Origin of the sequence: Mesorhizobium sp. B2-4-18 (assembly GCF_006441385.1) — a bacterium.
In the GTDB taxonomy this organism is placed as follows: Bacteria; Pseudomonadota; Alphaproteobacteria; order Rhizobiales; family Rhizobiaceae; genus Mesorhizobium; species Mesorhizobium australicum.
This window is the reverse complement of the sequence record NZ_VFUW01000006.1, coordinates 249,436-274,005: the sequence shown is the minus strand read 5'-3', so window position 1 is coordinate 274,005 and position 24,570 is coordinate 249,436. Positions and strand designations below refer to the sequence as shown.

Sequence of the window (24,570 nt, the reverse complement as noted above, 5' to 3'; positions counted from 1 at the left end):
GCGGAAAGTCTGAACGGATGAATGTGATCGTTGTCGGCGCGGGTATCGCCGGTCTGTCCACGGCGTGGTCGCTGGTCAAGGCGGGCCACGCCGTGTCGATTGTCGAGCAGGGGCCGATCCCCAATCCGCTGGCGGCATCGGGCGACCATCACCGCATCATCCGCCGCGCCTACCGCGCTGGAACCGGCTATGGGCTGCTGATCACCGAAGCCTACGAGGCCTGGGACGAGATGTGGGCCGATCTCGGCGAGAACCACCTCGACGCGCGGGGCTTCGTCTGCGTTTCGCGCGAGCCCGGCGACGAGGCCGAGGAATACCGCGAGGGCCTGGAAGAGGGAAAATTCCCTTTCGAATTGCTGGGACCGGAGGCAGCCGTCGAGCGCTGGCCGTTCCTTGAGGCCGGCTCGTTCCGCTACGCCTATTTTTCGCCCGAGGGCGGCGCGCTGCATTGCCGCAAAATAGCGGCCGGGCTGGCCAAATGGCTGCGTGCCAATGGAGCCAACGTCTACGAGCACAGCAAGGTGACGGAGATCGATGGTGAGGCCGGCCATATCGTGCTCGAATCCGGCGAGACGATGCAGGCCGACCGCATCGTCGTTGCCGCTGGCGCCTGGGTGCTGAAACTATTCCCCGAACTCGGCGGCGAATTGAAGACCTTTCGCACCGCGCTCGCCTATGTCGAGCCGCCGGCCGATCTCAAGGCCGCTTGGGAGGCGGCGCCCGTCATTCTCGATGTCGGCGGCACGACCGACGGCTATATGATCCCGCTTACGCGGGGCGCCGGCATGAAATTCGGCTCGGGCCTGCACAAGGTGCCGACCAGCGACGCCGACTGGAACCGCGAGCCGGTGCCCGGCGAGGGCGAGGCGATCCGCAACCTGTTTTCGCCGCCGATCGCCCGCATCGAGGAGTACAAGGTGACCGAAGTGGTCACCTGCGCCTACACGTTCACCGATGACGAGAAATTCCTGGCGCATGAGACCGGCAAGTGCCTGGTCGTCTCGGCGTGCTCGGGTCACGGCTACAAGTTCGGCGCGGCGGTCGGGCGTCGTGTGGCCAAAGCCATTGGCGATGGCGATGTCGTCGGTCTTAAGGCCTGGCTGCGGGCCGAGGTGGCCTAAGCCTAGTCCTGGCAGTGCCTTGGAATATGCACCCGCCGCCAGCCGGATGAGCCTTCGCGCACCAGCACGCGGCGCGGGACGGTCTGGTACGCGGCGGGAATATCGATGACGCGCCTTTGCTCGGGCCGCACCAGCACCTCCTCGGCGATACTGTCATATTGCGCCGGAATGACGACGCGCCGCGTGCGCTCGGGCTGGATCACCACCGTCTCGGCGACGCGTTCAAAGCGTGCCCTGCGCCAAACCTTGCACAGCACGCGGCGGCCGTGGATGACGCGCCATTCCCAGGAATAGCCGCCGCCATCGACCCTGACGGTGTGGTAGACGGTCCTGGTGGCCGCAGGCACCACTTCATACCGAATCTGGGCCGGCACAGTCACCACCACTCGCTCGCGCGTGCCATAGATCGGCGGATCATAGTCGACGATCTGCTGGCCGGGAGGGCTGACCATGACGTCTTCGTAGACCGTGTCGTAAACGGCCGGTGTGTGGACGGGCTCGTAGCATTCGACGGCGCGACCACCGGCCGCCGTTTGCGAAATCGAGCCGAGCATGGTCATCCCTGCAATGGTGAAGCATGCGGTTTTCCCGGACATGGCACTCCCCGTCTGAACTGTAGGCACAAGTTCAACGTTGAATTGTAGGGGAAGCCGTTGCGGAGAAAAGCGGTTTTGGCGCATTTCGTTAAGTGACGAGGTTAAGAAACTGCTACCCTGGCGGGGCCGGTCGGTATTTGAGGTCGGCGTGGCATCAGCTGCTGCTAATTCTTGCCCGAAAGCTTGATTCGACTTACCCAGATGGCTAGGACGGGTCGGCCTTGCACAAGGATGAGCCGGCATCCTATTTACATCTTAACGATCCAGAACCGATTCTGCCCGAGCTGCCAGCCTGTCCGGCGCCGGAATCCCACCGCGAGACAAGAGATAACTGATGAAGAATCCCGTCGAAACCTACATGAACCTCGTTCCGATGGTGGTCGAACAGACCAATCGCGGCGAGCGGGCCTACGACATTTTCTCGCGCCTCCTCAAGGAGCGCATCATTTTCATCACCGGTCCGGTCGAGGACGGCATGGCGACGCTGGTCTGCGCGCAGCTCCTGTTCCTCGAAGCGGAGAACCCGAAGAAGGAAATCAACCTCTACATCAATTCGCCGGGCGGCGTCGTCACCTCGGGCATGGCGATCTACGACACCATGCAGTTCATCAAACCGGCCGTGTCGACGCTGTGCATCGGCCAGGCGGCCTCGATGGGCTCGCTGCTGCTGACCGCCGGCCACAAGGACATGCGTTTCGCCACGCCCAACGCCCGTATTATGGTTCACCAGCCGTCCGGCGGCTTCCAGGGGCAGGCGTCCGATATCGAGCGTCACGCCCAGGACATCATCAAGCTGAAGCGTCGCCTCAACGAGGTCTATGTCAAGCACACCGGCAAGAGCTATGAGGACATCGAGAAGACGCTCGACCGCGACCATTTCATGACCGCCGACGAGGCCAAGGATTTTGGCCTGATCGACAAGGTCATTTCGTCGCGCGAGGCGGCCGAGGGGGCGTTGGCATAAAGGCTAGTTGGCAGTTGGATGGCACCATCACGCGCTTTTGGCGTGTCTTGCGTCATTTCGGCCACAATTGGCTGTTCCCTCGGAGGTCGGGATTGCCTACGTTAAGGCTATGTTGATTTTCGACGGCTTAGCTTTGCGTGGGGAAGCTGCGAATCATTGCCACGTTTTCTGATTTGTGTTTCGTACGGAATACGTTGCGGGAGCCGGAAGACTGGCGGCGGCGGATTCCCGCGATAAATAGAGTATGCGCCCTTTCAGCCAGACCATCGGCGGGCGGCCATGAAAGGACATGAAAATGAGCAAGGTCGGCAACAACAGCGGTGATTCCAAGAACACGCTTTATTGCTCGTTTTGCGGCAAGAGCCAGCACGAGGTGCGCAAGCTGATCGCCGGTCCGACGGTGTTCATCTGCGACGAGTGCGTCGAGCTGTGCATGGATATCATCCGCGAGGAGAACAAGACCTCGATGGTGAAGTCGCGCGAGGGCGTGCCGACCCCGCAGGAGATCCTCAAGGTTCTCGACGACTATGTCATCGGCCAGCCCTACGCCAAGCGCGTGCTGTCGGTGGCCGTCCACAACCACTACAAGCGCCTCGCGCACGCCGGCAAGAACAACGATGTCGAGCTGGCCAAGTCCAACATCCTGCTGATCGGCCCGACCGGCTGCGGCAAGACGCTGCTGGCACAGACGCTGGCCCGCATCATCGACGTACCCTTCACCATGGCCGACGCCACGACGCTGACCGAGGCCGGTTACGTCGGCGAGGACGTCGAGAACATCATCCTGAAGCTGTTGCAGTCGGCCGACTACAATGTCGAGCGCGCCCAGCGCGGCATCGTCTACATCGACGAGATCGACAAGATTTCACGCAAGTCCGACAATCCCTCGATCACCCGTGACGTGTCGGGCGAGGGCGTTCAGCAGGCGCTGCTCAAGATCATGGAAGGCACGGTCGCCTCCGTGCCGCCGCAGGGCGGCCGCAAGCACCCCCAGCAGGAGTTCCTGCAGGTCGACACCGCCAACATCCTGTTCATCTGCGGGGGCGCCTTTGCCGGGCTGGACAAGATCATTTCGGATCGCGGCAGGAAAACCTCGATCGGCTTCGGAGCTGTCGTCGCCTCGCCGGAGGATCGCCGCACGGGTGATGTTTTCCGCCTGGTCGAGCCCGAGGATCTGTTGAAATTCGGCCTCATTCCAGAGTTCGTCGGCCGTCTGCCGGTCCTGGCGACGCTGGAGGATCTCGACGAGCCGGCACTGATCCAGATCCTGACCGAGCCGAAGAATGCGCTGGTCAAACAGTACCAGCGCCTGTTCGAGATGGAAAATGTCGATCTGACCTTCCACGAGAACGCGCTTTCGGCGATCGCCAAGCGCGCCATCGAGCGCAAGACCGGTGCGCGCGGCCTGCGTTCGATCATGGAAGCGATCCTGCTCGACACGATGTTCGAACTGCCGGCGCTCGAAGGCGTGCGCGAGGTTGTGATTTCGGAAGAGGTGGTGACCGGCAGCGCCCGGCCGCTCTACATCTATTCCGAACAGAAGGAAAAGAAGGGCAATGTCAGCGCCTGATATGGCACTTGGCCCTATATTTTTATGGAACGGCGCCCCTGCGGCGCCGTTTTGCTGTGAGGAACCGGCACAGCGTCGCGATGGAGTGGATTGGGGACGATGTTAACTCTTGATCTTTGCCCTGCCTGCCTCCACCTAACACGAGAAGGCCGAGGTGCCCGATTTCTGTGCTGTAAAACTCCCGTCATAAACGGTGGTAGGCGGAACGATCCCCGGTCGTTAATATGAGATTCGCGGTTGGCCTGATGGTGGCCGCGACATGAAAGGTTGGACAATGGCCAAAATATCCAAGGCTCCCAGCGACGGCGTCTTCGCGGTCCTCCCACTGCGCGACATCGTGGTGTTCCCGCATATGATCGTTCCGCTCTTCGTCGGGCGCGAAAAGTCGATCAAGGCGCTGGAAGAGGTGATGGGTCAGGAAAAGCAGATCCTGCTTGCCACCCAGATGAATGCCGCCGATGACGATCCCGAGCCCGATGCGATCTTCGACATCGGCACGCTCGCCAATGTGCTGCAATTGCTGAAGCTGCCCGACGGCACCGTCAAGGTCCTGGTCGAGGGCGCCTCGCGCGCGAAAATCGTCTCCTTCACCGACCGTCCCGACTTCCACGAGGCCAAGGCCACGGCGCTGGTCGAACCGGAAGAGGAGGAGGTCGAGGTCGAAGCCCTGGCCCGCTCGGTCGTCACCGACTTCGAGAACTACGTCAAGCTGAACAAGAAGATCTCGCCCGAAGTGGTGGGTGCCGCCAGCCAGATCGACGACTATTCCAAGCTCGCCGACACGGTTGCCTCGCATCTTGCCATCAAGATCCCTGAAAAGCAGGAAATGCTGGCCACGCTTTCCGTCAAGGAGCGGCTGGAAAAGGCGATGGGCTTCATGGAAGCCGAAATCTCCGTCCTGCAGGTGGAGAAGCGCATCCGCTCGCGCGTCAAGCGCCAGATGGAGAAGACGCAGCGCGAATACTACCTCAACGAGCAGATGAAGGCGATCCAGAAGGAGCTCGGCGAGGGCGAGGACGGCCGCGACGAGGCCGCCGAGATCGAGGCTCGCATCAAGAAGACCAAGCTCTCCAAGGAGGCCCGCGAAAAGGCGGATGCCGAATTGAAGAAGCTCAGGACGATGTCGCCGATGTCGGCCGAATCGACTGTCGTGCGCAACTATCTCGATTGGCTGCTGTCGATCCCGTGGGGCAAGAACTCCAAGGTCAAGCAGGACCTGGCCTACGCGCAGAACGTGCTCGACACCGATCACTTCGGCCTCGACAAGGTCAAGGACCGCATCGTCGAGTATCTTGCCGTGCAGAGCCGCCAGAAGAAGCTGAAGGGGCCGATCCTGTGCCTCGTCGGCCCTCCCGGCGTCGGCAAGACCTCGCTCGGCAAGTCGATCGCCAAGGCGACCGGTCGCGAATTCATCCGCATGGCGCTTGGCGGCGTGCGTGACGAGGCCGAGATCCGTGGCCACCGGCGCACCTATATCGGCTCGATGCCCGGCAAGGTCATCCAGTCGATGAAGAAGGCCAAGAAGTCCAACCCGCTCTTCCTGCTCGACGAGATCGACAAGATGGGCCAGGACTTCCGTGGCGATCCGTCGTCCGCGCTGCTCGAGGTGCTCGACCCCGAACAGAACTCGACGTTCATGGACCACTACCTCGAGGTCGAATACGACCTGTCGAGCGTAATGTTCGTGACGACGGCGAACACGCTGAACATCCCTGCGCCCCTGATGGACCGCATGGAGATCATCCGTATCGCCGGCTACACCGAGGACGAGAAGATCGAAATCGCCAAGCGGCACCTGATGCCGAAGGTGATCCGCGATCACGCGCTGCAGCCAAAGGAGTTCTCCGTCGGTGAGGACGCGATCCGCGCCATCATCCAGACCTACACCCGTGAAGCGGGCGTCAGAAGCCTGGAGCGCGAGCTGATGAAGCTCGGGCGCAAGGCGGTGACCGAGATCCTGAAGACGAAGAAGAAGACGGTGAGCATCACGGCGGCGAACCTCGCCGACTATCTCGGTGTTCAGCGCTACCGCTTCGGCCAGGTCGAGGCTGACGATCAGGTCGGTGTCGTCACCGGCCTTGCCTGGACGGAAGTCGGCGGCGAGCTGCTGACGGTCGAAGGCGTCATGATGCCCGGCAAGGGCCGCATGACGGTGACCGGCAATCTGCGCGACGTGATGAAGGAATCGATCTCGGCGGCGGCCTCCTATGTCCGCTCGCGCGCCATCGATTTCGGCATCGAGCCGCCGCTGTTCGACAAGCGCGACATCCACGTGCACTTGCCGGAAGGCGCCACGCCGAAGGACGGTCCGTCCGCCGGTGCCGCCATGGCCACGGCCATCGTGTCGGTGCTGACGGGTATTCCGGTGCGGGCCGATGTGGCGATGACTGGCGAGATAACGCTTCGCGGCCGCATCTTGCCGATCGGCGGCCTCAAGGAGAAGCTGCTCGCCGCACTGCGCGGCGGCATCAAGAAGGTGCTGATCCCGGAAGACAACGCCAAGGATCTGGCGGAGATCCCGGACAACGTGAAGAACGGCATGGAAATCATTCCGGTCTCACGCGTCGGTGAGGTGTTGCGCCACGCGCTGGTGCGGATGCCGGAGCCGATCGAATGGGTCGAACCGGTCAATCCGCCGGCTTCCACGGACACCAGCGATGACGCTGGAAAGTCGCTTGCGCATTAGTTTTTTCTAAGGTTGCAGCGCACAAACAGAAAGCCGGGCCTCGCGCCCGGCTTTTTCATGTGAAAAACCCCGGAATTCCGGGCTTTTTCCGCTATTTTCCTGCCTTTTCGACTTGGTTGCGGGAACGCTTCTTTCTAAAGTCCGTTTCCTGCCGGATGAGTCGTGAGTTCCGGTGTTCTCATGGAAGGGAATTTTTATGAACAAGAACGAACTGGTGTCCGCTGTCGCCGACGCCGCGAGCATTTCGAAGGGTGACGCGCAGTCTGCGGTCGATGCAGTGTTTTCTGTCATCTCCGGCGAACTGAAGAAGGGCGGCGATGTCCGGCTTGTCGGCTTTGGCAATTTCACCGTGTCAAAGCGCGCCGCATCCACCGGCCGCAACCCGCAGACCGGCGCCGAAGTGAAGATCCCGGCGCGCACCGTGCCGAAGTTCTCGGCCGGCAAAGGTCTCAAGGACGCCGTCAACTAAGCGCGTTTTTATTTTTGAAAAAACCAGAAAAGCCGGGCTTGCCCGGCTTTTCTTTTTCGGCGTATTGGGCCGGACGGTAGCTCCTCAAGCTGTCGGGGCGTCGGCGCGCATGAGGCCTTCGTTCTTGAGGTCGGCCCAGAGCGCTGCAGGGAGTTTGGCGTCCAGGAGCGAGCGGTTGCTCTCGACCTCTTCAGGCCGCTGACCGCCGGGGATGACCGAAACCACCGACGGGTGCAACAGCGGGAACTGCAGGGCGGCTTCGATCAACCTGACCCCATGGCGCTTGCAGACGGCCTCGATGCGCGCCACGCGATCGAGCACTTCCTGCGGCGCCTCGGAATAATTGTAGTAAGCGCCGGACTTCGGTCCGGTGGCCAGGATGCCGGAATTGTACGGGCCGCCGAGAACGATGCCGATGCCGCGTTTCTGGCAAAGCGGCAGGAACGATGTCAGCGCCTCCTGTTCCAGCAGCGTATAGCGCCCGGCAAGCAGGAACAGGTCGAAATCGCCGCGCTCGGCCAGGGTCTGGGCCACCTGCCATTCGTTGATGCCGCCGCCGAACGCCTTGATGACGCCCTGGTCGCGCAAGGCGAGCAGGCCATAATAGCCCGAACGCATGAACTCTTCGATGCGCCGGTCGGACGCCTCCTTGCTGCCGTGGGTGAAGATATCGACATCGTGCACGAACAGGATATCGATGCGGTCGACGCCAAGCCGCTCCAGCGAGGCCTCGAACGAGCGCATGACGCCGTCATAGCTGTAATCGTAGACCTCCTTGCGCGACGGCGTGTCGAAGAACTTGCCGATGCCGGTGCGCTCTTCTGGCGGGCAGGCGCGCATGATGCGGCCGACCTTGCTCGACAGCACGTAGTCGTCGCGCTTCCTGGATCGCAGGAACGGATTGAGGCGCGTTTCCGACAGGCCGAGCCCATAGAGGGGCGCGGTGTCATAATAGCGGCAGCCGGTCGCCCAGGCGGCCTCCAGCGTCGCATTGGCATCCTCGTCGGAGACGGCGCGGTAAAGATTGCCGAGCGGCGCTGTACCGAAACCCAGCTCCGTGAAGGTGATGCCGCCATTGCCGATGCGGTCGAAATGCCGTGTCTTCATATCTTGAAATTTTCCCGGATTGATTTGTCTGACATGACACTATCACGCTCGTGGCTTGGCAAAAGCGCCGCTGAGCGTTGGACACGCATTTTCCCGGTTGCTAGCATGAACGAAATCAAGCTGTTCCGGGGAAAAGCGTGATCAGGAATTGCCAATCCAATTCGATTGCCGGCGCGCAGGCGGCGCGGCCGTGAGCAACTCCAGCTCGGAGATGTTCAAGACCGCGCTCGACGAGCCTGGCGCGGTGCTGGCGCGCGTCGATGGCGATCGGATCGACGCCGCCTGTGGGATGCTGGTCGGTGCCAGACAGATCGTCGTCTATGGCTGCGGCCGCGAGGCCTTGCAGGTGAAGGGCTTCGCCATGCGGCTCTATCATCTGGGCCTGCCGGTTTCGGTCGTCGGCGACATGACCACCCCGCCTGTAGGGCAGGGCGATGTCCTGCTTGTCAGTTCCGGACCCGGCGAAACCTCGACCGTACTCACCCTGATGCGCATCGCGCGCGAGGCAGGCGCCACCGTCCTGCTCCTGACCGCCCAGGCAGGCGGCAGCGCCGCAGGGCTGGCCGATTTGACGCTGCTGATCCCGGCGCAGACCATGGCCGACGACCAGGGGCCGCAAAAGACGTCGGTGCTGCCGATGGGCTCGGTGTTCGAGGGCGCGTTGTTCGTGCTGTTCGAGATCATGGTGCTGAAACTCAGGGAGATGACCGCGGCGTCGCCGGAAGCCATGCGCGCCCGCCACACCAACATGGAATAGATCATGCGCTATGAACTGATGCTGCCGCACCAGATCCGAAAGGCAATCGCCCAGAATTGGCCGGTCGCGCTGCCGCTCGGCGTGCTGGAATACCATGGCGAGCACATGGCCGTCGGCATGGATACGCTGGCAGTCATCAAGACGCTGGAGCTGTTCGAAAAAGAGAGCGATGTCGTCATCCTGCCGCCCTTCTACTATGGCGCGGCGAGTTACGCGGTGGCACCGCCGGAAGGCAGCGGCTCCGTCCAGGTCGGCGGCAATCAACTGGCGCCATTCGGCGAGGCGCTGTTCTACAGCCTGCTGCGCATTGGGTTTCGCAACATCCACGCCATCATTCATCACCAGACCGAGAATTTCGCCGCCGGCATGCCGACGGATCTCGCCTTCAAGACCGCAGGCAGACAGGCGATCTTCCGCTTCCTCGAGAAGCAGCGTGGCGAGGGCTGGTGGGGTTCAGAGACGATGGCCGACTATTATGCCGGACATGCCGAGGGCGAAAACTTCTTCAACTGGGTGCAGGTGCACCCGCTGATGCCGACCGCCATGAACGGCAAATATCCGTTCGACCATGCCGGCATCGGCGAGACATCGCTGATGCTGGCGCTATGCCCGGAAGCGGTGGACGCCGCGCATTTCGCGGACAACAAAAGCTGGTATACGGCAACTGCGGCGGAAGCCTCGGCAGCACTTGGACAGAAGGGCGTCGCCATGATCATGGATCATCTGCGCGCGATCCTGAAGGCTTAGATTAGCGCGACCTTTCTCCGACCGAGGGGAGGTGAAGACGCCCGGTCACTTCACCGCGCCAGCGGTCATGCCCATGATCAGGTAGCGCTCCAGGGCGATGCCGATGACGGCAAGCGGCGCGATCGCGGCCGTGGCAAGCGCCGCCATCGACCACCAGTTGATGCCTTGCGAGCCCGTCTGGCTGGCGACCATGACGGGAATAGTCTTGGCGTCCGTCGAAGTCAAAAGGGCGGCGAAGAAGTACTCGTTCCAGCACAGCACCATCGCCAGGATGAAGGCGGCCACCATGCCCGGCAGCGCGATCGGCATGACGATACGGAAAAAGGCGCCCCAGATCGACAGGCCGTCGACGAGGGCTGCTTCCTCGAGTTCGACGGGGATGGAATTGAACTGGTCGCGCATGATCCAGATGACGATCGGCAGCACCATCAGCGTGTAGAGCAGGATCAGTCCGACGCGGGTATCGAGCAATCCGACTTCACGGTAGAGCACCAGGAAGGGCAGGGCCAGCACCACCGGCGGCAGGATGAGCTGCGACAGGAAGAAGAAGGAGATGTCCTCGTTCTTGAACCAGGCGAAATGGTAGCGGTAGCGGGTCAGGCCATAGGCGGCGAGGCTGCCGATGATGATCGCCAGGCTCGACGCGCCAACCGAGGTGATGACCGAATTCATGAAGCGCTTGAGGAACTCGTCGCGCACGGTCGATGTCTGGAAGATCGAGTCCGGCGACAGGCCAAGCGATCGCCAGCCTTTCCAATCCGGCTGGAAGTCCACGAACGGGATCAGGTGGCCCTGGGTGACATCCACCGCCGTCTTGAAGGATGTGGTGATGGTCCAATAGATCGGAAACAGGCAGATGAAGCCCCAGCAGGCGAGCGCACCATAGATGAAGACGCGGCTGGCGAGGAAGCTCGCCGGCGAGCGGATTTCGGATGCGACGCAGTCGGTGGTCTGAACGCTCATCTCTACCTAATTCACATTGCGCACGAAACGGCTGGCGAACTTCAACAGCCAGGTCACGAACACCACGATGATGACGAGATAGGCCATCGCCAGCATGGTGCCATAGCCAACATTCGAGCGGTCGCGGTATTCGCGGTAGATGAAGCTCGAGACCGAATCGGTGGCGCCGCCCGGACCGCCCGAGGTGACCGTGATGATGATGTCGGCAAGCTTCAGCTTGAAGATGATGCGCAGGATCACCGCCGTCACCGACACCGGCAGCATCAGCGGGAAAGTGACCTGCCAGAAGGTTTGCCAGGCCGTGGCGCCGTCGACACGTGCCGCCTCCAGCACCTCGCGCGACATCGCCTGCAGCCCTGCCAGCAGCATGATCATCATGAACGGGATGAAGGTCCAGGCGTCCAGCAGCATGATCGAGATGCGGGCGGTGATCGGGTTCGAGAAGAAGGCCGGGTCTTCCCAGCCGAGATGGCGCGCCAGCGTGGCTGCCGGTCCAAAGCGGTATTCCATCAGCGACTTGCCGATCATCCACGAGACCGCGACCGGCGACAGCATGAGCGGCATCAGGAACACCACCCGGAAGAACTTGCGAGCCCGGATCTGCGCGTTGAGGAGCAGTGCCAGGCCAAAGGCGATGACATATTCGACCAGCACCGCCAGCACATAGAGCACCATGTTGAACAGGGCGTTGCGGTAGTAGGGGTCGGCGAGCATCTGCCAGAAATTGTCGAGCCCGTTGAACCTGCGGCCGCTGAAGGAGGAGAGGTTCCAATCGGTCAGCGCGATGTAGAAGCCGAACAGGGTCGGGAAGATCACCATCGCAATGGTGAACAAAAGGGCCGGCAGCAGGAACAGCGCGCGCTGGCCGTCCTCGCCGCGTGTCAGAACCTGGCCGATGCCGATCGCCACACCCCACAGCACATAGGCGTAGACCACGGGCCGCCATGTCTCGAAGCCGATCGTATCGACCTCGGTCTTGTAGAGGATCTGCACCACGATCGTCGCCAGCAGGCCGAGCGTGGCAATCGCCATCAGCGCCCAACCCAGACGCCTGCGGCCCGGCGGGATCAGATCATAGGGGGCGGCGTCTGCCGGCCACCGGGTCGCGGTCGAAGTCTGGTCAGTCACAAATCTCGCCCGTTTGGAAGGGAAGGCTGTGGCCCGGCGTTGCCGCCGGACCACGGTTCACAGGGCAGCCTACATGCCGAGCGAGGCCTTGTAGAGCTTGATCTGCTTGTCGCGGCCAATCTGGTCGGTCAGCTTCTCCCAGGCGGCTGCGATGGCATCGGCGCCTTCCTGCGCCTTCATCTTGCCGGCGAAGGTGTTGGCCAGGATATCCTCGGCGGCGCTGTAATACTGGAAGATGCCGGGGATGCGCGGCTCGATCGCCGCGTTGGGATGGTTGTAGCTGTCGCCTTCCGACTTCAGGTATGAGGTGATGAACGCCTCGTCGTAGCCGGCCGCCACCCACTCCGGAATGTCGAAGTGCGAATTGCGGTAGGGCTGGAAGCCCGACGGATACATCGCCGTCCAGATCGACAGGTCCTTGCCGCCGAGATGGGCGGCGGCCGACCATGCCGCCTTCTTCTTCTTTTCGTCGCTATCGACGCGGGCCATGACATAGACGCCCCAGCCGAGATAGGCGCAGTTGGGCGAATAGTTCGGGCCGCTGGCGAGCTTCTCCCACTTGCCGGTCTTGGAGTTGTAGACATCGTCGGAGCCCGGCAGGATCGAGAAGCCGGTGACATCGCCGATGACCGAGCTGTCATTGGTCTTGACGTTCGAGCCGACGTCGCCCCACCAGGGGATCATCGAGCCGGTGCCGGCCAGGAACTGCTGGAAGGCGGTGGTGTTCGGGTCGGCATTGATCTGGTCGGCCGGCTCCGACGGCAGGGCGTCGATGACGTCCTGGATGGCGCGTACCCAGGCCGGATTGTTGATGCGTGGCTTCATCGTGTCGGCGTCGAACAGCCAGGCCTTGTCGTCGGGATGCTTGGCGTAGGCGGTGGCACGGCTGCCTAGGAAGTAGAAGCCGAACCCGCCCCAGGGCTTGGGCGCGTCGAGGTAGCCGTAGACATCCTGGCCCTTGAACTTCTTGCCTTTCAGGAACTTGGTCACGGCCTGAACCTCTTGCCAGGTCTTAGGCACGCCCCATTCGCTCGTCGCCCCGCCATCCTTCCACTGCTTGGCGAGGTCGGCATCGGCAAACACGTCGGTGCGGTAGTTGAAATTGTGCGCGTCGCCGTCGATGGTGACCCGGTACTGCTTGCCATCCCACGTGCCGACGGGCGGCTTGAGGTAGTTGACGAGATCGTCGAAGTCGATCTGCTTCTTGACCCAGTCGGGCATCTCCGAAGTCAGGCCCTTGCCGCAGACGTCGCCCTCGAACGGCGCGCCCATCTCGATGATGTCGAAGTCGACGGTGCCGGTGGCGATCGACTGCTGCAGGCGGGCGTTGTAGTCGGCCTGCGCCAGGTCGATCCAGCTGATCTTGGCGCCGGTATAGGTCTCCCATGGCTTCAGGAAACCACGGAACAGCACATTGTGCAGGTTCTGGTTGTTGAGGCCCATGAAGGTGAGCTCGACACCGGCGAACTCGCCTTCCTTGACATTGGCCTTGGTCGCCTCCAGGCAAAGCTCGCCGACCTTCTGGAAGTCGGCGTCTGTCGGCTGGCCTTTGCCAACCCCGGGGATCTGCAGGATTTTCGAGCGCAGTTCGCTTGCGGCGGAAGCCGGGCGCGTCAGCGCGCCAAGTCCGGCGCCCGATGCGGCCGCGATCGCGGCCATCGAGGCCGCGCCCTTCAATATGTCGCGCCTTGTCGCGCCGGCACGTACCAGTTTGTCGTAAAGACCTACTCGCATGGACTATTTCCTCCCAGAACGTTAGTCGTGAATCGAAAGTGCCAATCGTGCCGGGCGCTGGCCTTTTAGAAGCGAAATCAGGACCCCAACCTGCGTCGCTTCGCGTTCCGTTTTTTCGGGTAGAGTACCGGCGTTCGGATTGGCGCTCGTCACTATTCTCACAACCAAACGCCGTGTCAACGAGGACGGGTTTTTATCTATAAGAGACCGACTTGCCCTGACCGGTCGCGTTGGTTAGCTTCTGCGCCTACGGCCAGTGGAGCCGATGGGGGAACGATGGCTCAAGTCGCGATCAGCAATGTGGCCAAGGCGTTTGGAACCGTCAAGGTTCTGCACGAAGTCAGCGTCGACATTGCCGATGGCCAGTTCGTCGTGCTTGTCGGCCCGTCCGGTTGCGGAAAGTCCACGCTGCTCAGGATGGTGGCCGGGCTGGAGACCGTCTCCGGCGGCACGATCGCCATCGGTGACCGTGTCGTCAATCACCTGCCGCCCGCAAAACGCGACATCGCCATGGTGTTCCAGAATTATGCGCTCTACCCGCACAAGACGGTCGAGCAGAACATGGCCTTCGCCCTCAAGCTGCGCAAGACCGATCCGGCCGTGGTTGCCGAGCGGGTCAAGCGCGCCGCCGACATCCTCGACCTCAGCCCCTATCTGAAGCGCTACCCGCGCCAGCTTTCCGGCGGCCAGCGTCAGCGCGTCGCCATGGGGCGCGCCATCGTGCGCAATCCGCAGGTATTCCTGTTCGACGAGCCGCTTTCGAATCTCGACGCCAAGCTGCGCGTCCAGATGCGCACCGAGATCAAGGAACTGCACCAGCGGCTGAAGACCACCACCATCTATGTCACCCACGACCAGATCGAGGCCATGACGATGGCCGACAAGATCGTCGTCATGCGCGATGGCCGCATCGAACAGGTCGGCGCGCCGCTGGAGCTTTTCGACAGGCCGGCGAACCTTTTCGTTGCCGGCTTCATTGGCTCGCCGTCGATGAACCTGCTCAAGGGTACCGGGCGCAAGGGCGGCGTCGAGATTGGGGGAACGCTATTCCCGGTCGCTCCGAACAACACCGTCGAGGAAGGGCGCTCCGTCGTCTATGGCGTGCGCCCCGAACATCTCGAAATCGATCCCGAAGGCGTGCCGGCGAAGATTTCCGTGGTCGAGCCGACCGGCTCGGAAACCCTGGTGTTCCTCCGCTTCGGCGACGGCGAGATGGTGGCGCTGTTTCGCGAGCGCCATGACTTCAAGCCCGGCGATACGCTGAAGCTCCGGCCAAGGCTCGACCATATCCATCTGTTCGACGCCGAGGCCGGCAAGCGTCTCTGATCTCAAACGCACTTCACGAGGACCATCATGCTCAAAGGGATCGATCCGTTGCTCAATGCCGACGTGCTCCAGGCATTGCGGGCGATGGGGCATGGCGACGACCTGATCATCGCCGACACCAACTTCCCGTCCGATTCGGTGGCGCGCCAGACGGCACTCGGTCGGGTGCTCCGCATCGATGCGCCGGCGGCGCGAGTGGTCGAGGCGGTTCTGTCGCTCTACCCGCTGGACACATTCGTCGATGATTCCGCCGCCCGAATGGAGATCGTCGGAAAGCCGGACGAGATCCCAGCCGTGCAGAAGGAAGTGCAGAAAGAGATCGACGCCGCGGAGGGCAAGTCCTGGCCGATGGTGCCGGTCGAGCGTTACGCCTTCTACGAGCGCGCCAAGCAGGCCTATTGCGTCATCCAGACCGGCGAACGCCGCTTCTACGGCTGCTTTGCCTTCCGCAAGGGCGTCGTGCCGCCGGATGCGGAGTAGCGGCATGGCCTCGGGCAAGCCGGTCGTCATCCTCGGTGTGTTTGTCGCCGACACGGCCTACAGGGCCCAGCGCCAGCCGCGCATGGGCGAAACGATCCTTGGCAATTCCTTCAAGCTGGGGCCGGGCGGCAAGGGGTCGAACCAGGCCGTGGCCGCTGGCAAGCTGGGGGCCGATGTCGCGTTCCTGACCCGCCTCGGTGTCGATGCCTTCGCCGACATGGCCAAGCGGACCTGGAAGGATGCCGGCGTGAAGAGCGCCGCCATCGACACGCCAGACAGCTACACCGGTGCCGCCTATATCTTCGTCGAGGAGGGGAGCGGCAACAATGCCATCATCGTCAGCCCCGGCGCTGCCATGCTGATCACGCCCGAGGACATCGAAGCCAATGCCGACCTTATCAGGGGTGCCGGTGTTTTCGTGACGCAGCTCGAACAGCCGATCGATGCCGCGATGCGGGCGTTGGAGATCGCGCGCGGGGCCGGGGTGACGACCATCCTCAACCCGGCACCGGCGGCAAAGCTACCCGACCGCACCTACACGCTCTGCGACTATCTTACACCGAACGAGACAGAGACGGAGGAGTTGACCGGGCTGAAAGTTTCTTCGGTCGACGAGGCCCGCGCCGCCGCCGGCAAGCTGCTCGAAAAAGGCGTCGGCACGGTCATCGTCACGCTGGGCGACAAGGGCGCGCTCCTGCAGACGAAGGATCGCTCCGAGCATGTTTCCGCCATCAGTGCCGGCCCTGTCGTCGAAACCACCGGCGCGGGGGACGCCTTCAACGGCGGCCTGGCCGCAGCACTTTCGCGCGGCGTGGAGCCGCTGGAGGCGGTGCGCTTCGCCTGCGCCGTGGCCGGCATTTCGGTGACCCGTCCAGGCACGGCACCGTCTATGCCGACATCGCAGGAGGTCGAGGCGTTGCTGGCCAAGCGCTGAGGCTGCTCAGGGTTCGCGGGGTCCCGGAGCCCAGACCGTTCTGGCCTCCGGGTCAGTGGGCGTTGAGAAGCTACTGCATGACGTAGCAGCGCTTTCCCTGGTCGGGAGCGGGATCGCCGAATGCATCGTTGTCGCATTGGACGCCATTGCGGAACACGTCCTGCGTGAACCGGCCGCGGGCGCCATACCTGACCACCTTGCGGCCATAGAAATCGCAGAATTCGCCTTCCTCGGCGCAGACCGCCCACTTCTCGCGGCGTGGCTGATCGTAGTCGTCGTTCGACTCGTCACGGTCGCGCTTCACGATGAAGCAGAACTTTTCCTTGCCCGGCGCGGGATCGCCGAAAACGCGGTTCGAACAGGGTACTGCGTTGCGCTCGATGTAACGCGAGGTCGTGCGGCCCCTGGCGCCGTAGACGACCTCGGCGGGATAGGGCAGGCGGCAGATCTCACCCTCGCGAGCGCATCGCTGCAGCCGGTCGGCCGACGCGGCGGCGGGAAAAAGGACGGATGCGGCCGTCGTCGCGCCACCCAGGCAAATCAGCGTGAATATCGTGCGCGTGGAAATGTTCGGTGCAATTGACATTACGTCCTCCATGCCATTCCGGCAGCATACTGCAATGTGGCTGCCTGCGGCATGAATCGAGCGTTTTGTGGGCGATTGCGCAAGCAGATTCGCAACGACCAAGTCGTCCGCTGTCCGCAGGGCCTCTTCGTCCGTTGCTTGGCGACCCACACGAATCGCGTCGTGGATTCCAAGGCATCGCTCATGCAAGAGTGATTTTGGAGCCGAGAAGAACCGGGCCGAAGAAGGTCTTCGGACGCTGTTCCTGGAGAGATCTTTGACAATTTTGTCGGCATTTCCCCGGAGCCAAGGATCATCATCCTTGAGGGGAAATGGCGCGAGTGACGGGGCTCGAACCCGCGACCTCCGGCGTGACAGGCCGGCACTCTAACCAACTGAGCTACACCCGCGCATTGACGAGCACGTGTCAGCCGTGTTCGTCGTTGGGGCGCTGGATAAGGGGTTCGCTACCGGGTGTCAAGCGCACCAAACCATCATAACGCCAAACAGGAGAAGGTTTTTTGACAGCCGGCATTTTGTTCGCAAATCCGGCCTGCGAACAGGGTATCCCGCACTCATTTGGCCTTGCGAAGCAAGCCCCGACCGCTTAAAGGTCCGGCCCGGAGCGGGCGATTAGCTCAGTTGGTAGAGCGCTTCGTTTACACCGAAGATGTCGGCGGTTCGAGTCCGTCATCGCCCACCATTCAAACTCACATTTCAAGTCAGCTGAGACCCGGCCGCTGGCGCGTCGGGTATCACGGCGGCACCATACGGAAATCCTTGCCCTCGGGCAGCAATTGCCCGCCATCGACCACGATGGTCGTTCCCGTGATGTAGCTCGCATCGTCCGAGGCGAGGAACAGGAAGGCGTTGGCCACGTCGCGTGGGCTGCCGAGCCGGCCGAGTGGGATGGAATCTTCCATGTTCTTGATATAGGCGGCGCCGCGGTGCTCCTGGATGGCTTCGGTGAGGATATTGCCGGGTTCGACGCCGTTGACGGTGATGCCGTAGCCGGAGAATTCCAGCGCCGCGGCGCGAATGAAGCCGTTGATGCCTGCTTTCGTCGCCGAATAGTGGCCATGGCCGGGGCTGGTGACATGCGGGCCGGTGATGGAGGAGGTGTAGAGCATGCGGCCAAAGCGCTGCGCCTTCATCGGCACCAGGGCCGCGCGGCTGGCGTTGAAGGTGCCGCGCAAATTGACCGCCATGACGCGGTCCCAGTCGTCGGCGCTGGTGTTCTCGATCAACTGCCAGGGATAGATGCCGGCATTCTGGACGATGATGTCGAGGCGGCCATGGTGTTTCAGCGAAAGCGCCACGGCGGCCTCGGCGTCGCTCATTTGCGAGATGTCGGTGCGGATGAAGGGGACGCCAAGCTCATCCGCACTTGCCCGCCCGGCCTCGGTCTCGGAGTCGGCGAGCACCAGCCTTGCACCTTCCTCGGCGAAGCGCAGCGCGATGCCCTTACCGATGCCGCGCGCGCCGCCGACGATCAGCGCCACCTTGCTTTCCAGTCGTCCTGTCATGCGAACCGTCCTGTCACGCCAATCCCCGTCTCACGCCAATCGTTGGCGAATGGTTTGCTTGAATGCATCGAGCAGCACGGCTGCTAGCACCAGCAGGCCATGGATGACCTGGGTAAAGTTGGCGGGCAGGCCCATCAGGTTGATCGCCGTGTTGATGGCAGAAAGCAGGAGCACGCCGGCGTAGACGCCGGGCAAGGTGCCGACGCCGCCCTTCAGGCTGACGCCGCCGATAACCACGGCCGCGAAGGCGTTGAACAGAAGGCCGACGCCCAGATTGGCGGTGGCGCCCGAGGTGCGGATCGCCAGCAGCCAGCCGGCCAGCCCTGCGATGGCGCCGGCGAGCACGAAGGCGATGATCAGGTTGCGGTTCACCCGGATGCCGGCACGGAAGGTCGCGGTTTCATTGCCGCCGATCATCACCAGGTGCCTGCCGAACGGGGTCTTGGCCATGATCAGTGAGAACACGACGAAACAGGCCACCGCGATCCAGGCGGTAAGCGGCAGGCCAACCAGGCGCTGGATGCCGAACCAGCGGATGGCGGGTGCCAGATCCTGCGCCGAGCGGCCGCCCGAAATGACCAGCACCAGGCCGCGCACCCAAATGTAGGAGGCGAGCGTGATGATAAAGGCGCTCATCTTGACCTTGACCACGAGATAGCCGTTGAAGGCGCCGATGAGGCCGCCGACGGCCAGCGCCAGCAGCAGCGAGACCGGAACCATCAGCCATTCCGGGTGCAACTGCACGCCGAGGCCGATGCCCGAGGAACAAAACAGGATGCCCACCGCCATGGCGCTGAGCGCGGCGACGGATTCGACCGACAGGTCCATGTGCCCGGCAATGATGACCAGCGCCAGGCCGATCGACATCACACCGAGCACGCTCGACGCCTCGATGATATTGGCGAAGATGCCGAGCTGGAAATAGTTCGGGATGAACAGCGAGAAGACGACCAGGACAAAAAGCAGCATGAACCAGACGAGGTTGTCGAGGACGAACTCCAGGGCGTGGCGTGTGCGAGGGTTCATGTGTCGATCCGGTTGGCGTGCGGGATCAAGGCCGCGGCAGGTTGCCTGCGTCTCGTTTCATGCGGGCAGGGCAGGGCTCCGGGCCTGGTATGGCCCGGAGCGGTCGGGCCGTCTGTCTATTCGACCGGCTTGACGGTATCCGTCGGCGGCTTCTGGTTGCCCCAGAAAGCCGGGTTGTCGACGTTTTCCTTGGTGATGGCGGCACCCGGGATCTTGATGTTGGGGCCCCAGGCTTCCTTGGTGAGGGTCGATTTCAGGCCAAGCACATCGTATTCGCCGGGCTTGATCTCTTCCTTCTTGACGACCTTGTCCATGAACATGGCGACGGCGGCGGCCTGTGCGTAAAGCGGCTGCTCGACTTCGACGTTGAGCCAGCCCTTGCGGATCAGGTCGAGGCCGACCGGTGCGCCGTTCGAGCTCATCAGCATGACGTCGCCCGGCTTCTTGCCGGCGGCCTCGAGCGAGGCGACGGCGGCGACCGACAGGTGTGCGGCATGGCTGAAGATCAGGTCGATGTCGGGGTTGGCCAGCATCTGGTCGGCAACGATGGTGCCGGCGTTGCTGGCCTCCCACTGCATGGCCGGCAGCGAGATGATCTTGACGTCTGGGAACGCCTTCATCTTCTCCTCGAAACCCTTCTGGATGTCCAGCGTGTAGGGATCGCCGGGATCGCCAAGCACCTGCAGGACCTTGCCCTTCACCGAGCCGTTCTTGGCTTTCAGAAGCTTTTCGGCCTGCTCGGCGGCGACGTAGCCGATCTCGACGGTGCCCGCGACCGACGTGAAGTCGGACGGTGTCGACGTGATCTGGCGGTCGAACTCGACCACCGGAATGCCGGCCGCGCGCGCTGCCTCGATCGATGGTTTCAGCGCATTGAAATCGACTGCGGCCAGGATGATCGCCGCCGGCTTCAGCGCGATGACGTCGTTCATCTGCGATTGCTGCGCGTCGGTCTTGTTGTCGGCGTTCAGCGTCTTCATCTCGTAGCCGGTCTGTTTCAGGAACAGCTCCAGCGCGCTCACCGAGCCGGTCTGGAATTCGTCGAGCAATGTCGGCACCATGTAGTAGACGATACCCTTGGACTGGGCGAATGCCGGCGTAAGCGTGGCAAAGGCCAGTGCCAGGATACCGAAGACAGCAAGAAGTATTCGCTTCATGTCGTTGGCTCCCTGTTGAGCCGGACCCCTCTTTGTCCCTCAGCCCGCCGGTCCGGCACCGGCAAGCGTCTCTCCGGTGATCATGTTGATCACCGCATCGGGACTTGTCTTGTTGCGGGCGACATCGCCCGCCACGACGCCTTGCCGGATGACCACGATCCGGTCGGCGACCTGAAAAGCCTGCTGCATGATATGGGTGATGATGACGACGCCGATGCCCTGGCTCGCCACCTGGCGGATCATTTCGAGACCGCGCCGGGTTTGCTCGACGCCAAGTGCGGCGAACGGCTCGTCGAGAAGCACCAGCTTGCCGCCCCAATGCACGAAGCGGTTCAGCTCGATGGCCTGCCGCTGGCCGCCCGAGAGATGCTCGACCTTGGTGCGCAGTGAAGGAATGCGGGTCCCGGCGCTGGCCAGCGCCTTGCCGACGACGGCTTCCATGGCGCGCTCGTCGAGCACCGGAATGCCGAGCACCTTCCTGGTGATCTCGCGGCCCATGAAGAAATTGGCCACCACATCGACATTGGTGCACAGCGACAGGTCCTGGTAGACGGTCTCGATGCCTGCCGCCTTGGCTTCCGCCGGGGACCGGGCCAGGAATTCCTTGCCCTCGAACAGCATGCGGCCGGAGGTCGGTTCGAGACCGCCAGCTATGATCTTGACCAGCGTCGACTTGCCGGCGCCGTTGTCGCCGAGCAGCGCCACCACTTCGCCCTTGCCGATGGAAAAGCTGATCCCCTTCAGCGCTTCGATCGCGCCGTAGTTCTTGGTCACGTTGTCGAGCACCAGCAGGGGTTCGCTCATGCGGCAATCTCCCTGCCCGAAAGTATGTCGCGGCCGCGCTCGCGTTCGGCGGCGAACATCTGGCCGAAGCGTGGCGACAACACCCCTGAAACGGCGAGCGCCGCCGCGCCGCGCAGCACGGCATGCTGGCCGCCGCTGGCGACGATGACGCGCGGCGTCTTGCGGTCCGCGCGGGCCGAAACCGAATTGTGCAGCGGTTCGGCCGCGTCCGCCAGGCGCTCGAGCAGTTCCGATGCCGCCAGGCCGCCGAGCACGACCGTCTCTGGATCGAAGAGGTTTTCGATGATGGCGATGGTGTTGCGGAAGATCGGGCCGACTTGCGCCACCCAATCGGCGTCGCTGCCGGCCCGGCGGCCCCGCGCCTCGAGCGAGAGATAGCGCTCGAGGCAGCCTCGGTTGCCGCAGGGGCAAAGCTCGCCATCGGGGACCACGGGAATGTGGCCGATCTCGCCCGCATTGCCCCAGGCGCCGCGCAGAACGCTGCCGTCATGCATCATCGCGCCGCCAAGCCCGACGCCGAAATAGAGATAGTAATAGTCGGAATGGCGGGCTCCGATGCCATAGAGCCGCTCGCCCATCGCGGCCGCGGCCATGTCGCTCTCGAAGAACGCCGGCAATCCTGTCGCGGCCGTCAGCCGCTCACGCAGCGCCACATGCTTCCAGCCGGTCATCGTGGTCGGGCCGACAAAGCTCATGGAGTCCACGTCGAACGGGCCGGGAAGCGCCATGCCGACGCCGATGACGCGGCCGCCGGGCCGCTTGCCCGTCAGGTCGCGGACCATGGCGCCGATCTGGTCGAACGCGTGATCGGGCGTCGCGTTGGACGCTTCGCGGCGTGAACTCTCGATAACGTCGCCGCTGAGATTGATCAGCGCGGCGTCTATTCCAAGCGGCGTCAGGTGGATGCCGACGGCATAGCCGCCTTCCGGGTTGATGCGCAGCGTCGCCGGTGGCAGGCCACGCCCCTTCGGCTCTTCGCGCACGGACAGGATGTAGCCCTGTTCCTCCAGTTCGCGAACGATGGTCGACACGGTCTGCACGGTGAGCCCGACGTGCCTGGCGATGTCGCCACGTGCAATCGGGCCATGACGGCGGATGGACTCAAGCACGATGCGCCGGTTGTATGGCCGCCCGAACTCCTGATTGGTCCCCCGCAATGCCATGCCTTGCGCCCCCACTTGACGTAAGGTTCGCATCAAACATTTATTCAGTCAAATGGAATTCAAAAATAATCCGGAAGCTGAGGAGCCGCGATCCTATGGCGGTTTACGGGGTGCGGGATACCGCATGACGAGGAGAGGTGTGCTCGACCGGGACCGACGGCTCCGGATTCAGCAAGCGAGCGGCTGATCTTGCTAGAGATACTGGGCGACTTTCTTGCCGACGGTCAAGAAGCGCAGCGGATCGATCGCCTCGCCATTGTGACGCACTTCATAGTGCAGATGCGGGCCGGTCGAGCGCCCACTGCTGCCGGTCTTGCCGATGACGGCGCCGGCGTCCACTTTCTCGCCTACCGTCACGTCGATCTCGCTGAGATGTCCGTAGCGCGTGGCAAAGCCATTGCCATGGTCGATCTCGACCATGCGGCCATAGCCGCCATTCCAGCCGGCCTTGGTGACGATGCCGGGCGCGGTGACCTTGGCCGCCATGCCGATCGGCGCCCTGAAATCCATGCCCGAATGCAACGCGGCCGTGCCGAGAATGGGATCGGTGCGCACGCCGAACGGACTGGTGACGGAGTGGCCAGGGGCAGGGTTTGCAAGCGGCAACCGGCGCGCTTCCTTCTTGAGGTGATCGAGCGTATCCAGCGCCTCGTCCAGTTCCTTGACCTTGCTGTCGAAGATCATCGACGAGTCGAGCGGAATCAGCGGTCCGCCGACATCGCTTTCGTTCTTGCCGAAATCACTGTCGACCGGCAGTCCGGCCGTCTGCAGCGCCTGCTGGATGGCATCGGCGCTTTTGTAGGCGTTGTCCGCGAGCGTGTTGATGCGGCTGAGCTGTTCATTCTCGATGGATTTCAGCGACTGGTTGATCGAGACGAACAGCCTGTCGGCGCGATCGGCGGCTGAGTCGCTGGGCAGCGGATCGGTGCGGGTCGACCACAAGGAGAAGGGCCTTGTGTCGGAGGTGCCGAGGACCGCGCCCAGGCTGGCAACCGCGTAGTTCCGCGCTGGCTGGCTGATGCTGCCGGTCACCTCGGCGCGCTTGTCCGGCTTGGCGGGCGCGGCCGGATCTTCGGCGGGCACCGTTCCGACATCACCTTCGGCGCGTTCGAGCAGTGGGCCGAGACGGCCATGCCGCTGGCTGAGCTGCGTCTGGCGCTCGAGCAATTCGCTGACTTTGGTCTCCATCAGTTGCTGGTCGAGCAACTGCCTGCTGGTGATGCGGTCGACCTGGGCGCGAAGCGCCGAAATGCGGTCCTCGTAGGCCTGCTGCATGCGCGCCTGGCGCGCCGTGGTGGCGCCGATCAGGTCGTCGCGCAGCACGAGATAGGATGTGGCCAGGAGGTAGCCGATGGCAATGGCGGCGAGTGCTGAACCGATGAATGCCGCCAGCCAGGGACGGATCGTGAAGTGCCTGATCTCGTTGCCCCGGGCGATGATGATCGTGTGCGGTTCCTTGCGCCTGCCGAAGACTGCGGACTGACCGGTTGCGTTCACGGGACCAAGCTTTCGTTACGACACCACGACCGCCTGATTACACATTATTAGGGTTAACAAAGGCTTGCCGTATCGGCAGCGCGACGCCGAATGCACGCAATGCAGGCGAGAGGTTGCATGGAAATCGCCAGCTACGGCCGCTACGTCGCGAAATCGTTGGCGAGGAGCACCAATGTTCCGCCAGCAGCGGTCAGTCACGCGCTGAGCAAGCTCCAGGTTTCTTAACTGTATTCGATTGCATTTAATTGAC

Annotated in this window: 22 protein-coding genes and 2 tRNA genes; 11 read left to right on the top strand and 13 right to left on the bottom strand. The window is 62.9% G+C overall.

Annotation, left to right across the window (positions count from 1 at the left end; translation table 11 throughout):
- Positions 1 to 17: 17 nt before the first annotated feature.
- Positions 18 to 1,121 carry an FAD-dependent oxidoreductase gene (locus tag FJ527_RS17065; protein ID WP_140823643.1) on the top strand — a complete coding sequence of 368 codons (1,104 nt, stop codon included), beginning with the start codon at positions 18 to 20 and terminating at the stop codon, positions 1,119 to 1,121.
- A 2-nt stretch (positions 1,122 to 1,123) separates the two neighbouring features.
- On the opposite strand, the gene FJ527_RS17060 is transcribed toward FJ527_RS17065, so the two are convergent.
- Entirely contained in the window at positions 1,124 to 1,717 is a 594-nt protein-coding gene (locus tag FJ527_RS17060) for a hypothetical protein (protein WP_140823642.1), read from the bottom strand.
- A 334-nt stretch (positions 1,718 to 2,051) separates the two neighbouring features.
- Here FJ527_RS17060 and clpP point away from each other — a divergent pair, with 334 nt between their 5' ends.
- From clpP to FJ527_RS17040, 4 genes are all read left to right on the top strand, one after another.
- Positions 2,052 to 2,681, top strand: coding sequence for an ATP-dependent Clp endopeptidase proteolytic subunit ClpP (gene clpP / locus FJ527_RS17055; protein ID WP_015318198.1), 630 nt, complete (start codon positions 2,052 to 2,054; stop codon positions 2,679 to 2,681).
- A gap of 295 nt (positions 2,682 to 2,976) precedes the next feature.
- Complete coding sequence (gene clpX / locus FJ527_RS17050) at positions 2,977 to 4,251, top strand: ATP-dependent Clp protease ATP-binding subunit ClpX (RefSeq protein ID WP_013532190.1); 1,275 nt, start codon at positions 2,977 to 2,979, stop codon at positions 4,249 to 4,251.
- A gap of 274 nt (positions 4,252 to 4,525) precedes the next feature.
- A complete protein-coding gene (gene lon, locus FJ527_RS17045) occupies positions 4,526 to 6,937 on the top strand; it encodes an endopeptidase La (protein WP_015318197.1) in 2,412 nt (803 codons plus the stop codon).
- A 196-nt stretch (positions 6,938 to 7,133) separates the two neighbouring features.
- Positions 7,134 to 7,406 (top strand): HU family DNA-binding protein, encoded by a 273-nt coding sequence (locus tag FJ527_RS17040; RefSeq protein ID WP_015318196.1) that lies wholly within the window; start codon positions 7,134 to 7,136, stop codon positions 7,404 to 7,406.
- Positions 7,407 to 7,490: 84 nt separating this feature from the next.
- On the opposite strand, the gene FJ527_RS17035 is transcribed toward FJ527_RS17040, so the two are convergent.
- Positions 7,491 to 8,513 carry an aldo/keto reductase gene (locus tag FJ527_RS17035; protein ID WP_140617024.1) on the bottom strand — a complete coding sequence of 341 codons (1,023 nt, stop codon included), beginning with the start codon at positions 8,511 to 8,513 and terminating at the stop codon, positions 7,491 to 7,493.
- Between the two features lie 190 nt (positions 8,514 to 8,703).
- Here FJ527_RS17035 and FJ527_RS17030 point away from each other — a divergent pair, with 190 nt between their 5' ends.
- Both FJ527_RS17030 and FJ527_RS17025 read left to right on the top strand, forming a co-directional pair.
- Positions 8,704 to 9,270, top strand: coding sequence for an SIS domain-containing protein (locus tag FJ527_RS17030; protein ID WP_140823641.1), 567 nt, complete (start codon positions 8,704 to 8,706; stop codon positions 9,268 to 9,270).
- Positions 9,271 to 9,273: 3 nt separating this feature from the next.
- The gene (locus FJ527_RS17025; RefSeq protein ID WP_140617022.1) at positions 9,274 to 10,017 is read left to right on the top strand and encodes a creatininase family protein; all 744 of its coding nucleotides are present in this window, start codon (positions 9,274 to 9,276) and stop codon (positions 10,015 to 10,017) included.
- Positions 10,018 to 10,062: 45 nt separating this feature from the next.
- Here FJ527_RS17025 and FJ527_RS17020 read toward each other — a convergent pair whose 3' ends face one another.
- The 3 genes from FJ527_RS17020 to FJ527_RS17010 all read right to left on the bottom strand — a co-directional run bounded on the left by FJ527_RS17020 (position 10,063) and on the right by FJ527_RS17010 (position 13,842).
- Complete coding sequence (locus FJ527_RS17020) at positions 10,063 to 10,980, bottom strand: carbohydrate ABC transporter permease (protein WP_140823640.1); 918 nt, start codon at positions 10,978 to 10,980, stop codon at positions 10,063 to 10,065.
- A 6-nt stretch (positions 10,981 to 10,986) separates the two neighbouring features.
- Entirely contained in the window at positions 10,987 to 12,108 is a 1,122-nt protein-coding gene (locus FJ527_RS17015) for a sugar ABC transporter permease (protein ID WP_140823639.1), read from the bottom strand.
- A gap of 69 nt (positions 12,109 to 12,177) precedes the next feature.
- Positions 12,178 to 13,842 carry a sugar ABC transporter substrate-binding protein gene (locus FJ527_RS17010; RefSeq protein WP_015318190.1) on the bottom strand — a complete coding sequence of 555 codons (1,665 nt, stop codon included), beginning with the start codon at positions 13,840 to 13,842 and terminating at the stop codon, positions 12,178 to 12,180.
- A gap of 276 nt (positions 13,843 to 14,118) precedes the next feature.
- Between FJ527_RS17010 and ugpC the strand changes: the two genes are divergently transcribed.
- From ugpC to rbsK, 3 genes are read left to right on the top strand one after another with little or no spacing between them, the layout of a single operon-like run.
- Positions 14,119 to 15,168: a sn-glycerol-3-phosphate ABC transporter ATP-binding protein UgpC gene (gene ugpC / locus FJ527_RS17005; protein ID WP_140823638.1), complete on the top strand. Its 1,050-nt coding sequence runs from the start codon at positions 14,119 to 14,121 to the stop codon at positions 15,166 to 15,168.
- 27 nt (positions 15,169 to 15,195) lie between these two features.
- Entirely contained in the window at positions 15,196 to 15,648 is a 453-nt protein-coding gene (locus FJ527_RS17000; RefSeq protein WP_140823637.1) for an RbsD/FucU family protein, read from the top strand.
- 4 nt (positions 15,649 to 15,652) lie between these two features.
- Complete coding sequence (rbsK, locus tag FJ527_RS16995; RefSeq protein WP_140823636.1) at positions 15,653 to 16,582, top strand: ribokinase; 930 nt, start codon at positions 15,653 to 15,655, stop codon at positions 16,580 to 16,582.
- Positions 16,583 to 16,652: 70 nt separating this feature from the next.
- On the opposite strand, the gene FJ527_RS16990 is transcribed toward rbsK, so the two are convergent.
- Positions 16,653 to 17,168 carry a hypothetical protein gene (locus FJ527_RS16990; protein WP_015318186.1) on the bottom strand — a complete coding sequence of 172 codons (516 nt, stop codon included), beginning with the start codon at positions 17,166 to 17,168 and terminating at the stop codon, positions 16,653 to 16,655.
- 312 nt (positions 17,169 to 17,480) lie between these two features.
- Positions 17,481 to 17,557: transfer RNA gene (locus tag FJ527_RS16985), tRNA-Asp, on the bottom strand.
- Between the two features lie 217 nt (positions 17,558 to 17,774).
- Between FJ527_RS16985 and FJ527_RS16980 the strand changes: the two genes are divergently transcribed.
- Positions 17,775 to 17,850: transfer RNA gene (locus FJ527_RS16980), tRNA-Val, on the top strand.
- A 52-nt stretch (positions 17,851 to 17,902) separates the two neighbouring features.
- On the opposite strand, the gene FJ527_RS16975 is transcribed toward FJ527_RS16980, so the two are convergent.
- The 6 genes from FJ527_RS16975 to FJ527_RS16950 form a co-directional block, all read right to left on the bottom strand.
- A complete protein-coding gene (locus tag FJ527_RS16975) occupies positions 17,903 to 18,673 on the bottom strand; it encodes an SDR family oxidoreductase (protein WP_140717496.1) in 771 nt (256 codons plus the stop codon).
- Between the two features lie 30 nt (positions 18,674 to 18,703).
- Positions 18,704 to 19,699 (bottom strand): ABC transporter permease, encoded by a 996-nt coding sequence (locus tag FJ527_RS16970; protein WP_015318184.1) that lies wholly within the window; start codon positions 19,697 to 19,699, stop codon positions 18,704 to 18,706.
- Between the two features lie 116 nt (positions 19,700 to 19,815).
- A complete protein-coding gene (locus FJ527_RS16965; protein WP_015318183.1) occupies positions 19,816 to 20,856 on the bottom strand; it encodes a sugar ABC transporter substrate-binding protein in 1,041 nt (346 codons plus the stop codon).
- Positions 20,857 to 20,895: 39 nt separating this feature from the next.
- Complete coding sequence (locus FJ527_RS16960) at positions 20,896 to 21,660, bottom strand: ATP-binding cassette domain-containing protein (RefSeq protein WP_140823635.1); 765 nt, start codon at positions 21,658 to 21,660, stop codon at positions 20,896 to 20,898.
- Positions 21,657 to 22,823, bottom strand: a complete 1,167-nt coding sequence (locus FJ527_RS16955) for an ROK family transcriptional regulator (protein ID WP_140717488.1) — start codon at positions 22,821 to 22,823, stop codon at positions 21,657 to 21,659. Before FJ527_RS16955 ends, FJ527_RS16960 begins: the two co-directional genes overlap by 4 nt.
- Before the next feature lie 192 nt (positions 22,824 to 23,015).
- Complete coding sequence (locus FJ527_RS16950) at positions 23,016 to 24,320, bottom strand: M23 family metallopeptidase (protein ID WP_140823634.1); 1,305 nt, start codon at positions 24,318 to 24,320, stop codon at positions 23,016 to 23,018.
- Between the last annotated feature and the right edge of the window lie 250 nt (positions 24,321 to 24,570).